We start from the raw sequence: 13,201 nt of genomic DNA on the forward strand, positions 1-13,201 counted from the left end.
TTGAGATAGTTGAGATAAAGAATACTGTGAAAACATTAGCAAAATTAAAAGCAGAACCTGGCATTTGGGTGGCTGATCGCCCAATGCCAGAAGTGGGCTATAACGATGTGTTGATCAAAATCCGCAAGACCGCTATTTGTGGTACGGATATGCACATCTATCACTGGGATGAATGGTCACAGAAGACCATCCCGGTAGGCATGCACGTTGGTCACGAATTTGTCGGTGAAATCGTTGAGATGGGCGACGGCGTTCGTGGCTTTGAGAAAGGTCAGCGGGTTTCCGGTGAAGGTCACATCACTTGCGGGCATTGCCGTAATTGCCGGGCCGGTCGTCGTCACCTGTGTAACTTCACCGTGGGTGTGGGTGTGAACCGTGATGGTGCCTTTGCTGAGTATTTGGTCATCCCAGCGGAGAATGCATTCCCGATCCCTGATGATATCAGCGATGAACTGGCTTCTATCTTTGATCCATTTGGTAATGCAGTACACACAGCGCTTTCCTTTGACCTGGTAGGTGAAGATGTTCTGATTACTGGCGCCGGCCCCATCGGTATTATGGCGGTGGCGATTTGTAAGCACGTAGGTGCTCGCAATGTGGTGATCACCGATGTGAATGAATACCGTCTGGATCTTGCTCGTAAAATGGGTGCAACCCGTGCTGTGAACGTTGCCAACACAGACCTGAGCGACGTGATGGCGGAGCTGGGCATGAAAGAAGGCTTCGATGTAGGGCTGGAAATGTCCGGCAATGGTCGTGCATTTGAGCAAATGCTGGAAAACATGAACCACGGTGGCAAGATCGCTTTATTGGGCATTCCTGCCAGCGATACGGTGATTGATTGGAATCAGGTGATTTTCAAAGGTCTGGTGATCAAAGGGATTTATGGTCGTGAGATGTATGAAACCTGGTACAAGATGACCAGTATGCTGCAGTCCGGTTTGGATATTTCTCCAATCATTACTCACCGCTTTGCAGTGGATGATTTTGAGCAAGGGTTTGAAATCATGGGTTTCGGGCAATCCGGCAAAGTGATTTTAGACTGGAACTAATTAATCAAATTACTGCCCAAAAGCCAGCTTTGCTGGCTTTTTTATGAAAAAAACGTGCAGCGTATTGGTTATGAGCTACACATTACTATGGATGCTATTTCCAATAGTGGAAGGTCTTGATCTGTAATGTGTTGGTTGGTGGTTATACGTGAAGATTGGTAAGTTCTTTTTTTTCTGTTTTTTTCTGATAAGTCTCAATGCTTTTGGTGATGGTTTTGTAGCGGCTTCTGGTGCAGAAGAATTTCTTGGTCAGCATAGAATCGATACTTTACAACGAGCAAGGAATGGAGGTTATCGAGTCAGTATTCTTTCTGGCAATGTCTCAGGTATTGATAGAGTCGCAGTCATTGTTGGCGAAGATGCTTTAAAAAACTACTCGTCTGCAGGAACTGGGGAAAAGCTGGCATCGTTATTTACTTTTCGAGGGCTAGAGGGAATACAACTTTCCAATGACTGGAGTGTTCTGGCTGTGTTACCCATAAACATTGCCATGTTACCTTTTAATGCTGTTGTCAGGTTGGGAGGATTGCTGGTGGATAAAGAGCTTACTCAGAATTACATAAACCTTAATAACGCCACTCATGCCACAGAAAATTTAATTACTGTAAAACCGGATGACTGCCGAACGGCTAATGCAGTGAATATTCTGCTGGAAAGCGGTAGTAGTGATATTGCAACGATTGCAGCACTTGGCTCCATGCCTTTAGCATTGGGGGTAGAAATAGCATATCTGGCACTTCTTAACTCTAGCCCGAGTCTTACACTGCAACATGTTGTTGGTTTGACTGCTATTTTGTATTCGGTTACTCAGGCATCCCACTTTCTTTATAAACATTTTAACAATGTGTTCTTAGATAACGAGTCTAAAACATTATCACCCTATATTTTCCCTTTATCATATTGGATGAATGATTACCGCACTAGCTTAATGGTGGGTAATACGATTAAAGCGTTTCAGAATAGGCCTGAAGAGCAACTGATGTTGATCATCGCAGAGTATCATCGGGAGCCAGGTATAAAACGGTTGCTTAGAGAACGTTTTGATTTTAATGATATTACAAAAGAGATATTTGAGGATAGGGAGCACTAGGAGGCTGACCGAGAATAGCGCCCGTAGCGAGGATGGTAGAAAATTGAGGATAAAAAATCTGTTTTGTGAAGTGAATAGTGGTGCTATTTGCTGAACAAAACAGAGTTTTTAGACCAATTTACTACCACCGCAGTAGGGCAACCTACTCTCGGTCAGGCTCCTAGTTTTAGTGTTCCGACTTTAAACAATAGCTGACGCTTTAGACGTACAGCTATTAGTAAATGAGATACAGCAATTTATCGAATAAACCGCAAAAACTCTTCTCTAGAAGGTTGGTTGTCTTTCATCAAACCACGCATGACCGAAGTGGTCATTTTCGAGTTCTGTTTTTCCACACCACGCATCATCATGCACATATGTTGTGCTTCAATCACCACGGCGACACCTTTTGCATCAGTTACTTCCATAATGGCATCGGCGATCTGGGTGGTCATGTTTTCCTGAATCTGCAGGCGACGGGCAAACATATCCACAAGACGGGCAAATTTAGACAAGCCGAGCACCTTGCCACGGGGCACATAACCTATATGGCACTTGCCAATAAACGGTAACAAATGGTGCTCGCACAGGGAATAAAGCTCGATATCTTTCACGACCACCATTTCGCTGATATCAGACTCGAATACCGCACCATTGACGATCTCGTCCAGCGTCTGATTGTAGCCTCTGGTGAGATACTGCATGGCTTTGGCGGCACGCTGAGGCGTGTCTTTCAGGCCATCGCGATGAATATCTTCACCGACTGATTCAATAATGGCCTTGTAGTGTTCACTGATTTGCTGGGACATTTAAAGAGACTTTCAATATACGTTATTGATTTGCGCCGATTCTATCACAACTCCACGGGATCTTATTACCCGTTCTTATAATACCAATTCTGTTTTTAAATTATGGGCTGCGCAGCTATTTTGGGCGACTGGATCTGCGTTGAAGTTCCTCGCCATAGCTACCACCCACAGGGCGTAAAGGCTATGACTCGTCACTTCGCCTTTATGCCCTCGGGTATTGCCCAGTCGCCCAAAATAACTTGCTCGTTCCACAATTTAAAAACGCCATTGGTATAAGACGGTAGAGCCAATTTTGAGGGTCGGTTAACGAACTTTGGCTTGCACCTTGCTAGAGCTTTTTCTTGCAGGTATGGTTGATAAGCCATGAGTTAGATTTTGTTGATATAAGGGGACTTGTGTTAACAAAATTGAACAGCAGTGAATGGGCTGTATTCGTTACGGCTTATTGACCCAATAACAACAACACAAAAGGACGCTATCTCATGCTAAAGAGTTTGAGCTCCCTCAAAAAAGTAGCAGTGCTGGGCGCATTTGCTGCCGCTGGCTTCGCTCAGGTTGCCAGTGCCTCAACGACCCTTGAGTCGGTTAAAGAAAAAGGTTATCTCTCCTGCGGCGTCAGCACAGGTCTGGCTGGTTTCAGTAACCCTGATGACAAGGGTATTTGGAACGGTCTGGATGTCGACGTATGCCGTGCGGTGGCTGCGGCAACCCTGAAGGACGCTTCCAAGGTGAAATTTGTCCCGCTGAACGCTAAGGAGCGTTTTACAGCGCTGCAATCTGGTGAGATTGACGTGTTGTCCAGAAACACTACATGGACGCTGACCCGTGATGCCTCTCTGGGCCTGAACTTTACCGGCGTTTCCTACTACGACGGTCAGGGCTTTATGGTGAAGAAAGGCCTGGGCGTTAAGAGTGCGAAAGATCTGGACGGGGCTTCTGTCTGCATTCAGGCAGGTACTACCACGGAATTGAATCTCGCGGATTACTTCCGTACCAATGGCATGGAATACCAGCCAGTGGTATTTGATACGTCTGATGGCACCGCCAAAGGCTTTGATGCCGGCCGCTGTGACGTGCTGACTTCTGACCAATCTCAGCTTTATGCTCTGAGAACTCGTCTCACCAAACCAGACGCTGCAGTGGTTCTGCCAGATGTTATTTCCAAAGAGCCTCTGGGGCCGCTGGTTCGTCAGGGTGATGACCTTTGGTTCAACATTGTGAAATGGAGCCTTGCGGCCATGATCAATGCGGAAGAACTCGGTCTGAGCTCTGAAAATATTACCGCCAAGAAAGAATCTACCGATCCGGGCGTTCGTCGTCTTCTGGGCATCGATGGGCCAAAAGGCAAAGGTATCAACCTGGATGATGAATGGGCTCTGCGCATCATCGAGCAGGTGGGTAACTATGATGAAGTCTTCCAGCGCAACGTAGGTGTTGATTCTCCTCTGCAGATCGACCGTGGTCTGAATGCCCTGTGGAGCGACGGCGGTATCCTGTACGCGCCTCCTTTCCGTTGATTGGTAAATCAATCTCTAAAACTGCTTAGCATGCTGTAGGTCGGTAATCCTGAAAGGATTGCCGACTGTATTGTTGCAGCCGTCCTGTGGAAAATGTCGGCAACCCTATGGGTTAACGGCCTACGCCCCAAGACGGAATAGAAGCGACACAATAAGAAAAAGGGAGTCATGTTGTGAGTGATCCTGAAGGCGCATCAATCAACAACACCTCGTCAGGCCCTGTGAATCGTCTGCTTAATTCAATTTTATTATTATGGCGTGATGCATCCATTCGCCCATTGATCATGCAGGCAGTGGTGGTGCTGCTCGTGGTTGCTATGGGTGCCTGGGTGATCAATAACACCATGAACAATCTGGAAACCCGGGGGATCAGCACGGGTTTTGACTTCCTCTCGCAGGAAGCGGGTTTTGGTATTCTTCAATCGCTGGTGGAGTACGATGAATCACACTCCTATGGTCGTACATTTACGGTGGGTATTTTAAATACACTGCTGGTTTCGGTTCTGGGCATTTTCTTTGCCACTGTGCTTGGTTTTCTGATGGGTGTCGCGAGGCTGTCGCCTAATTGGCTGCTGGCCCGGTTATCTTCCGTATTTATTGAAACCTTCCGAAATATTCCTTTATTGCTGCAAATCTTTTTCTGGTATTTCGCGGTATTGGCGGCGTTGCCCCACCCTCGGCAAAGTTATGCATTGGGCGATGCACTGTTTTTGAACCTTCGCGGCTTCTTTTTTCCAAAACCTGTGATGGAACAAGGGCTTTCAGCAGTATTTATCAGCTGTCTGGTGGCCGTCGGGCTAGCGTTGTTTCTGCGTTACAAGCATCGTAAGCAACGGGTTGAAACCGGTAAGGGCATTTCTGGTGCGCCTTATTTGATGGCTGCGCTAATAGTGGGCATTCCTGCAATCACCTGGTGGCTTTCTGGCGCAACCATGACCTTTGATATGCCTGAGCTGAAAGGATTTAACTTCCGTGGTGGTCTTTCCATCATTCCTGAGCTCGGTGCATTACTGCTGGCATTAACTATCTATACTGCGGCGTTTATTGCTGAAGTGGTGCGGGCAGGTATCGAATCGGTGCAAAAAGGTCAGAAAGAGGCAGCAGCTTCCCTTGGATTAAAGCCTGGAAAAACACTGTCTCTGGTGGTTATTCCTCAAGCCATGAAAGTGATTGTGCCACCCCTGACCAATCAATATTTGAATCTGGCAAAAAACTCGTCACTGGCGACAGCTATCGGCTATCCGGATCTGGTTAACGTGTTTGCGGGTACCACCTTGAACCAAACGGGGCAGGCCGTAGAAGTGATAGCCATGACCATGGCCGTGTATCTCACCATCAGTTTAAGTGTATCGCTGTTGATGAATATCTATAACAAACGTGTGGCTCTGATTGAGCGCTAAGGCAATCATATGATCGAACAAGAATTAAAAATGATTCCTGCCCGCGAGCCACCAAAAATGGCAGTGGGTACTATCGCCTGGCTGCGGGGAAATCTGTTTACCGGCCCATTGGGGACGGCGGCAATCTTGCTGATTATCTACGGTTTAATTCTGACCGTTCCTCCACTGGTGCAATGGCTGTTTCTCGACGCCACCTGGTTTGGTGCCAGCAGTGAAGCCTGCGACCGTGAAGGTGCCTGCTGGGCCTTTATCACTGCACGACTGGATCAGTTTATCTATGGGTTCTATCCATCCGAAGAATACTGGCGGCCAAATCTGTTCTTTGCTCAGTTAGCGGTACTGGTTGGCTGGTTAAGTATCAAATCGACACCCTGGAAAAAGTGGGTATTGGGCTACAGCCTGGTGATTATGCCAGTTGTATCCTGGTTCCTGCTGTATGGAGATATTTTCGGACTGGCGAAAGTGGATACGCATCAGTGGGGCGGATTGATGCTCACTCTGCTGCTGGCTCTGTGCGGCATGATTGCTTCTTTGCCATTTGGTGTATTGCTGGCACTGGGGCGTCGCTCCGACATGCCGGTGATTCGTTCTCTGTGCACGGCTTACATTGAACTTTGGCGCGGTGTTCCATTAATTACCGTGCTGTTTATGGCATCGGTTATGTTGCCACTGTTCATGCCGGTGGAAGTCTCTTTCGATAAGCTGCTGCGGGCGATGATCGGCATTATTATGTTCCAGTCCGCCTATATGGCCGAAGTGGTGCGTGGTGGTTTGCAGGCCATTCCTAAAGGGCAGTTTGAAGCCTTTGATAGCCTCGGCCTCAGTTACTGGCAGGGAATGATTATGATTGTTCTGCCTCAGGCGATGCGACTGGTCATACCCGGTGTGGTGAACACCTTTATTGCCTTATTTAAAGACACCAGCCTTGTATTGGTTATTGGGCTATTTGATCTTTTGGCGATTATTCAGGCGGGATTGAACGATCCCAAGTGGTTGGGTAACTCCATAGAAGGTTATCTCTTCGCAGGCTTTGTTTTCTGGATTTTCTGTTTTGGTATGTCGAAGTACAGCCAGCGACTCGAACAACAATTACATCAGGGGCACTGAGCAATGAGTGAAGCTGAATTACAACAAAAAGCGACAACCGCAGACAGTGCGGCAAAACCCACGGTAAGCATCGAGCGTGAATTGACGCAGGCACAAGCCAACCTCATTGAAATCAATGGGTTGAATAAGTGGTATGGTCAGTTTCATGTGCTGCGGGATATTGATCTGAACGTTCGCAAGGGCGAAAAGATTGTTATCTGTGGCCCGTCCGGTTCGGGTAAATCCACACTGATTCGCTGCATCAACTGCCTAGAAGAACACCAGCAAGGCAGCATTGTGGTAGACGGCACTCGTCTTACTAATGATCTGAAAAATATAGAAACCATCCGTCGTGAAGTGGGCATGGTGTTTCAGCAATTTAATCTGTTTCCGCACCTGACCATTCTGGAAAACTGCACACTGGCACCGATCTGGGTTCGCAAACAATCTCGCAAAGACGCAGAAAAATTAGCAATGGAATATCTGGAGCGAGTTCGTATTCCTGATCAGGCGCTTAAATATCCCGGACAGTTGTCCGGTGGTCAGCAACAGCGAGTGGCGATTGCCCGAAGCCTTTGTATGAATCCTGAAGTGATGCTGTTTGATGAGCCGACATCAGCGCTTGATCCGGAAATGATCAAAGAAGTGTTGGACGTAATGATCGAACTGGCACAAGAAGGCATGACCATGATCTGTGTTACCCACGAAATGGGCTTTGCCCGCACCGTGGCGGATCGGGTGATCTTTATGGATGAAGGACAAATTATTGAACAGGCTCCGCCGGAAGAGTTCTTTAATAACCCTCGTTCAGAACGCACCCAGAAATTCCTTGGGCAGGTACTAAACCATTGACGTAGGTCTTTAATCCACAGAGGTGCCGGTAATCTCGTCAAGATCACCGGCATAAAATGAGAGTTTTTTCACATTTTGGAGGTTTTACATAAAATAACAATAAGCGTATAGTTGCCCCGATTTTTGCAGCAAGCATACCGGAAAAACTAACAATAAAATGTGTGATCGAGTGCTTCGTTGATACAGATCATACAGTTTCGGTGATGGCTCACCGGAATACACAAAAAATTGAGGGCATTATGCAGTTTCATCTCAATCGCAAGGTCGTTCTGACCGCCGCCATCGCTATGGCTTCCCAGGTTTCTTACGTTCAGGCTGCCGGTTACGGCATCAATGAGCAGTCCGCCAGCTACCTCGGTACTGGTTTTGCAGGCCGTGCTTCAAACGCTATCGACGCTTCTATCTCTGCGACTAACCCTGCAGGTATCAGCTTTTTGAAAGGTGAGCAGGCTTCTGTGGGTGTGGATGTGATTTTGGAAGGGGGGAGTTTTGAGGGGGAGCGTGAAGGTTCGCCTGCACCTACTGGAAATACAAAAACAGATGATTTCCAACAAACATCTTTTGTTCCTTTCGGTTACTACGTAATACCTGTTGATGAGAAATTGACCGTTGGCTTGGCCGGTTATGCTCCATACGGGATTCATTTGGATTATGAAGATGGCTGGGCTGGTGAATGGCTGGGTGGTAAGACACTTGTAGAGGTTATGAACCTTCAAGGTACCGTTTCCTATAAGTTTAGAGATGATGTTTCTGTTGGCTTTGGCTTGATTGCTTCACATGTAAAAGGTGAGTTGACCAGTAAACCATTTGGTGCAGTTAATACCAAAATGGATGGTGATGATACAATTCTTGCATGGAATGTTGGAGCTATCTGGAATGTAACAGAGGCTACCACTGTTGGTGCCTCATACCACTCAAAACTCGATTTTAACTTAAGTGGTGATCTCACCAAATCAGGTGCTCAGACAGGAACAGAAAAAGTTGAACTAAATTTGGTTATGCCTGAGAAGGTTATGTTCAGTGCAACTCATCGCCTTGATGATCAATGGACTGTGATGGCAGATGCAACCTGGACTCGATGGAGTCGGTTTGAAGAGTTTAATGTTGTTAACTCTTCAGGTGCATCTGTCAACTATGTTCCAATGAACTGGAAAGATACTTGGGCTTTATCTCTGGGGACTTCTTATCAACTAGATGAAAACTGGCTGTTGAGAGCTGGTTACATGTTTGATCAAGCGCCAGTGAATAATGATAACCGTACAGTCCGTGCTCCCGATGCAAATCGTAACTGGTTTACTTTTGGTGCCAACTTAAAGACCTCTGAAAATATGAACATTGATTTTGCTTATGCATATGTGAAGTTGCAGGATGGTAAAATCAGTGAGTCTAAAGCTGTAGGACCTGCTGGTGGTGTGGATCCATCATATGGAACAGTTGTAGGTGAGTATAAGAGCAGCTCACATATCTTCGGTGTTCAGCTGAACTACCTCTTTTAAATAGAACTCCCTCCAAATGCCTCGTTTCCAAGCAAAGCGAGGCTGTCGCAAAACCTGTAGGTCGGTAATTCTGTAAAAATTGCCGACATCTCGAAGGTCTGTAGGTACTGATTGTCGGCAACCCTTTGGGTTACCGACTTACTACATCTGTTTTCAATAATCTTTTGCGACAACCTTAAAGCGTTTGAGTCCTTCGCATTGCTTCAGTGTGGAGAAAAGCCATTCATGATAAATCATTTACTCTCCGTGGCGCTCCACCCGGTTTGTTAAACTTCGTATCCCTACCCGTGTTTTTTGATACAAAACATAACAGAATACCCGTATCAGAAAATGTAATATCCGCGTCAATTTGATACAGATTATACATTTCGGTGAAGGCTCACCGAAGTTACAATAAATTGAGGGTATGGTGTTGTTTCCACTCAATCGTAAGGTCGTTCTGGCCTCTGCCATCGCTATGGCATCTCAGGTTTCTTTTGTTCAAGCCGCCGGTTACGGTATTAACGAACAGTCCGCCAGTTATTTAGGCACCGGCTTTGCTGGCCGCGCTTCCAATGCTATTGATGCATCTATTTCTGCAACGAACCCTGCGGGTATCAGCTTTTTAGAAGGTGGTAGGCAGATTTCTGTTGGTGCGGATGTTATTTTGGAAGGGGGTAGTTTTGATGGAGAATATACAAGACCTCGTCAAATAGGCTCAGGAAATATAACAACTGATGCTGGTACAGATGATTTCCAGAAAACTTCATTTGTACCATTTGGCTACTTTGTAGTGCCTATTGATGAAAAATGGAGTTTTGGTCTTGCTGGATATGCTCCATATGGTATTGAGTTGGACTACGAGAATGGCTGGGGAGGCGAATACTTTGCTGACAAGACTAGTGTTAAGGTTATGAACTTGCAGGGTACACTGTCCTATAAGTTTAACGACGATCTTGCTATCGGCTTTGGTTTGATAGGTTCTCATGTAGCTGGTGAATTGACTCAGAAGTCATGGGTGGCCTCTGATGACTTAGGTATACCCTCAGGTGTAATAGCTGGTGATGGAACTATCAAGGGTGATGATAATACCCTTGGCTGGAATCTTGGTGCAATTTGGAATGTCAATGATTCTACTACTCTTGGGTTAGCATACCACTCTAAATTGGACTTCACGTTGGAGGGCGATTTCGATGTAGAAGATATTCCGGTGGTTGGTTCAAAGAGTGATGATGCTAGCCTAAAAATTACCATGCCAGAAAAAATCATGTTCAGTGCCACACACAAAGTTGATGAACAGTGGACTGTCATGGCTGACGCTACATGGACTCGTTGGAGCCGATTCCAAGAGTTTCATGTAACGTCCCCAAATCCTGATTTGGACTCATATGTTCCAATGAACTGGAAAAATACTTGGGCTCTGTCTCTTGGTACCTCTTATCAATTAGACGAAAAGTGGTTGCTGCGCGCAGGCTATATGTTTGATGAATCTCCAGTAAGTAATGATACTCGTACAGTGCGTTCCCCAGATGCGAATCGCAACTGGTTTACTTTAGGTGCAAACCTGAAGCTTGCTGAGAACATGAATATGGACTTCGCATACGCCTACGTTAAATTGAATAGTGCATCTATTGATGAAGCTAAATACAAAGGTCCAGGTGAGCTTGATTCTGATTATGGAAGTATTTCTGGCGATTACGACAGCAGCTCCCACATTTTCGGTGTTCAGCTGAACTACCTTTTCTAAAGCATACGACATAAACACCAACCTCGTTCCCACGCTCCGCGTGGGAATGCATACCCTAACAGTTCGGTAAATTCCGGAGCTCCGGTATACACTCCCACGCACAGCATGGGAGCGAGGCACCCGCAGGTCATGCCCGCAAGCATTCAACTTTTCAATTTCCCCTGCTAAATACAACTCTATACTCTTCCTTGAATACACAGATGTACCAGGAAAGCAGCGATGTTGTACAAAGCCATTCCGAAAAGCCGCGCCACCACCAAATTGTTAACATCGATGTGCTTTGGAGCCGTCTTGTCCGGCTGTAGCTCAATCGATACTCAAGACCAATACAATTCCGAAACCCCTGCCGTTGCCAACAAAGCTAACTGCCAATCTTTGGCAACCCTGTTCAGCGAAAGTAACTACAACTTCGAACAGATACGCTACAACCCATCTTACAAAGACAAAATCACTCTCTGGAAAACCCGTTATCAACTGATAGAGAACAGTTGTCAGATATGGCAATGGGGCGATAAGTACAGCTATGTCTGCAGTGCAACCTACCCTGATCGAGAAACCGCTCACGAGACTTACGAAAGAGCACAGGCGTTAATCAATCAATGTGAATCCAATGAAAGTACTGATGACTGGTACGAGAAGCAGGAAATGCTGGAAGGCCGGGGAGAAGAAACGCAATACCTCTACCATGGCAATGTGAGAGGCGCGCTAAGGAAGGTCAATACATCAGGCTTGTTTAAAAACAGCTGGAGTGTGTACTTCTTTATTGACTCTCCATCGCTGCTGAAATGATTAGGCTGCGAATTGAATAGAAAGCAGCCCGCTGTATGTCAGAGCGGGCTACTTCAAATTACGCTTGAGAATCCCGAGTGAAGACCAACTCATTGCCGGAAGACATGGCTTCGTTAAATTCATAGCCCTCATAATCAAAAGCTTTCAATTTTTCTGGCTGAGTGATTTTCTTATCGATCACGTAGCGGCACATCAAGCCACGGGCTTTTTTCGCATAAAAACTGATGATCTTGTATTGCCCGTTTTTCAAATCCTTAAACACCGGTGTAATGATCTCACCATTAATGTCCTTCGTCTGAACAGATTTGAAATACTCATTTGAAGCGAGGTTCACCAACACCGGCTTCTTCTGGTTAGCGAGCTCCTGGTTTAGTTGCTCTGTAATCAAGCCACCCCAGAACTGATAGAGATCTTTGCCTCGCTGATTGGCGAATTTGGTGCCCATTTCCAGTCGGTAAGCCTGCATCAAATCGAGAGGGCGTAGCAAGCCATAAAGGCCGGAAAGCATGCGCAAATGCTGCTGGGCAAAATCCAGTTGTTGCTCAGAGAGGGTTTCGGCATCTAGCCCGGTATACACGTCGCCTTTAAAGGCCAGTATGGCCTGTTTGGCGTTACCCATGGTGAATGGCATTGACCAGGCTTCATAACGAGCGGCATTGAGCTGTGAGAGCTTCTCGCTAATGCTCATCAGGCTGCCGATTTTTGCAGGGCTTAAATCCCGTAGTTCATCAATCAGCTGAGCCGAATGATCCAGAAAATCTGGTTGGGTGAAGGTCTGCGTAGTGGCAGGTGTTTCAAAATCCAGTGTTTTGGCGGGGGATATAACCAGCAGCATGTAACACTCCCTGAATCTCTATAGTAATGAAGACAATAGTAGAGCAGGGAGCGTTCCTTTAGTAGGGGGTCAGGTTTGATAATACCTATTGCCGCCATTAACCCAGATAATCAGATTACTTTACTGCCCTGACGAAGGTATCTGTACCAATGACTTTGGACTTCCAGGATTCCTGTCCTTTCCACTGTACAAGATCCATGGTGTGCAGTGTTTCCTGATGGTTTTCATCCACTTGCAGTGTGCCGCTGAGTGCGATGGTGACAGGGGAGCCACAGCTTTCCATGCTCAGGCTGAACGCCGCAGCATTACCATTGTGTACACCCTGCAGTGGTACGGCTTTGCCAATGCACGATTTAGTGTTGGCAACCGCGGTGTTGAAAGTGCCATTAAGGTTATGACCATCTGCCGCTTCCAGAATCAGCGTTGACCCTCGCTGATTGATCCACGTGCCGGTGAAGTTGGCTACAGTATCTGCTATTACGCTGGTAGCTGTGAATAAGGTAAATGCAGTTGCAATAGATAGAGCAAAACTTTTCATCATGTTTCTCCGGATGCTGAGATCTAAAAAAT

12 protein-coding genes are annotated in these 13,201 nt (G+C 46.4%); 9 read left to right on the forward strand and 3 right to left on the reverse strand.

Annotated elements, in window-relative coordinates:
- Window positions 1-26: 26 nt before the first annotated feature.
- Together tdh and Q1B11_RS00545 are read left to right on the forward strand one after the other, a co-directional pair.
- Window positions 27-1,052 carry an L-threonine 3-dehydrogenase gene (gene tdh / locus Q1B11_RS00540; RefSeq protein WP_299725715.1) on the forward strand — a complete coding sequence of 342 codons (1,026 nt, stop codon included), beginning with the start codon at window positions 27-29 and terminating at the stop codon, window positions 1,050-1,052.
- Window positions 1,053-1,200: 148 nt separating this feature from the next.
- Entirely contained in the window at window positions 1,201-2,142 is a 942-nt protein-coding gene (locus Q1B11_RS00545) for a hypothetical protein (protein WP_299725718.1), read from the forward strand.
- A 236-nt stretch (window positions 2,143-2,378) separates the two neighbouring features.
- On the opposite strand, the gene folE is transcribed toward Q1B11_RS00545, so the two are convergent.
- Complete coding sequence (gene folE / locus Q1B11_RS00550) at window positions 2,379-2,930, reverse strand: GTP cyclohydrolase I FolE (protein ID WP_067514750.1); 552 nt, start codon at window positions 2,928-2,930, stop codon at window positions 2,379-2,381.
- 482 nt (window positions 2,931-3,412) lie between these two features.
- On the opposite strand from folE, the gene Q1B11_RS00555 reads away from it, so the two are divergent.
- From Q1B11_RS00555 to Q1B11_RS00585, 7 genes are all read left to right on the forward strand, one after another.
- On the forward strand, window positions 3,413-4,447 hold the full coding sequence (locus Q1B11_RS00555; RefSeq protein ID WP_299725724.1) for an amino acid ABC transporter substrate-binding protein: 1,035 nt from the start codon (window positions 3,413-3,415) through the stop codon (window positions 4,445-4,447).
- 242 nt (window positions 4,448-4,689) lie between these two features.
- Entirely contained in the window at window positions 4,690-5,847 is a 1,158-nt protein-coding gene (locus Q1B11_RS00560; RefSeq protein WP_366139424.1) for an amino acid ABC transporter permease, read from the forward strand.
- Between the two features lie 9 nt (window positions 5,848-5,856).
- Entirely contained in the window at window positions 5,857-6,954 is a 1,098-nt protein-coding gene (locus Q1B11_RS00565; protein ID WP_299725728.1) for an amino acid ABC transporter permease, read from the forward strand.
- A gap of 3 nt (window positions 6,955-6,957) precedes the next feature.
- Window positions 6,958-7,785, forward strand: a complete 828-nt coding sequence (locus tag Q1B11_RS00570) for an amino acid ABC transporter ATP-binding protein (RefSeq protein ID WP_299725731.1) — start codon at window positions 6,958-6,960, stop codon at window positions 7,783-7,785.
- Window positions 7,786-8,024: 239 nt separating this feature from the next.
- Window positions 8,025-9,281: an OmpP1/FadL family transporter gene (locus Q1B11_RS00575; protein WP_299725733.1), complete on the forward strand. Its 1,257-nt coding sequence runs from the start codon at window positions 8,025-8,027 to the stop codon at window positions 9,279-9,281.
- Between the two features lie 457 nt (window positions 9,282-9,738).
- Window positions 9,739-11,007 carry an outer membrane protein transport protein gene (locus tag Q1B11_RS00580; protein ID WP_299725736.1) on the forward strand — a complete coding sequence of 423 codons (1,269 nt, stop codon included), beginning with the start codon at window positions 9,739-9,741 and terminating at the stop codon, window positions 11,005-11,007.
- A 219-nt stretch (window positions 11,008-11,226) separates the two neighbouring features.
- Window positions 11,227-11,796 (forward strand): hypothetical protein, encoded by a 570-nt coding sequence (locus tag Q1B11_RS00585; protein ID WP_299725739.1) that lies wholly within the window; start codon window positions 11,227-11,229, stop codon window positions 11,794-11,796.
- Between the two features lie 58 nt (window positions 11,797-11,854).
- Here Q1B11_RS00585 and yaaA read toward each other — a convergent pair whose 3' ends face one another.
- Both yaaA and Q1B11_RS00595 read right to left on the reverse strand, forming a co-directional pair.
- Window positions 11,855-12,631 carry a peroxide stress protein YaaA gene (yaaA, locus tag Q1B11_RS00590; protein ID WP_299725743.1) on the reverse strand — a complete coding sequence of 259 codons (777 nt, stop codon included), beginning with the start codon at window positions 12,629-12,631 and terminating at the stop codon, window positions 11,855-11,857.
- Between the two features lie 115 nt (window positions 12,632-12,746).
- Window positions 12,747-13,172 carry an avidin/streptavidin family protein gene (locus Q1B11_RS00595; RefSeq protein WP_299725746.1) on the reverse strand — a complete coding sequence of 142 codons (426 nt, stop codon included), beginning with the start codon at window positions 13,170-13,172 and terminating at the stop codon, window positions 12,747-12,749.
- Window positions 13,173-13,201 lie beyond the last annotated feature (29 nt).

This window comes from uncultured Endozoicomonas sp., assembly GCF_947495845.1.
GTDB lineage: Bacteria > Pseudomonadota > Gammaproteobacteria > Pseudomonadales > Endozoicomonadaceae > Endozoicomonas.

Coding starts and splice junctions, on each gene's coding strand:
- folE (WP_067514750.1), bottom strand. CDS start 2,930: ATGTCCCAGCAAATCAGTGAACACTACAAGGCCATTATTGAATCAGTC.
- Q1B11_RS00555 (WP_299725724.1), top strand. CDS start 3,413: ATGCTAAAGAGTTTGAGCTCCCTCAAAAAAGTAGCAGTGCTGGGCGCA.
- Q1B11_RS00565 (WP_299725728.1), top strand. CDS start 5,857: ATGATCGAACAAGAATTAAAAATGATTCCTGCCCGCGAGCCACCAAAA.
- Q1B11_RS00570 (WP_299725731.1), top strand. CDS start 6,958: ATGAGTGAAGCTGAATTACAACAAAAAGCGACAACCGCAGACAGTGCG.
- Q1B11_RS00575 (WP_299725733.1), top strand. CDS start 8,025: ATGCAGTTTCATCTCAATCGCAAGGTCGTTCTGACCGCCGCCATCGCT.
- Q1B11_RS00580 (WP_299725736.1), top strand. CDS start 9,739: ATGGCATCTCAGGTTTCTTTTGTTCAAGCCGCCGGTTACGGTATTAAC.
- Q1B11_RS00585 (WP_299725739.1), top strand. CDS start 11,227: ATGTTGTACAAAGCCATTCCGAAAAGCCGCGCCACCACCAAATTGTTA.
- yaaA (WP_299725743.1), bottom strand. CDS start 12,631: ATGCTGCTGGTTATATCCCCCGCCAAAACACTGGATTTTGAAACACCT.
- Q1B11_RS00595 (WP_299725746.1), bottom strand. CDS start 13,172: ATGATGAAAAGTTTTGCTCTATCTATTGCAACTGCATTTACCTTATTC.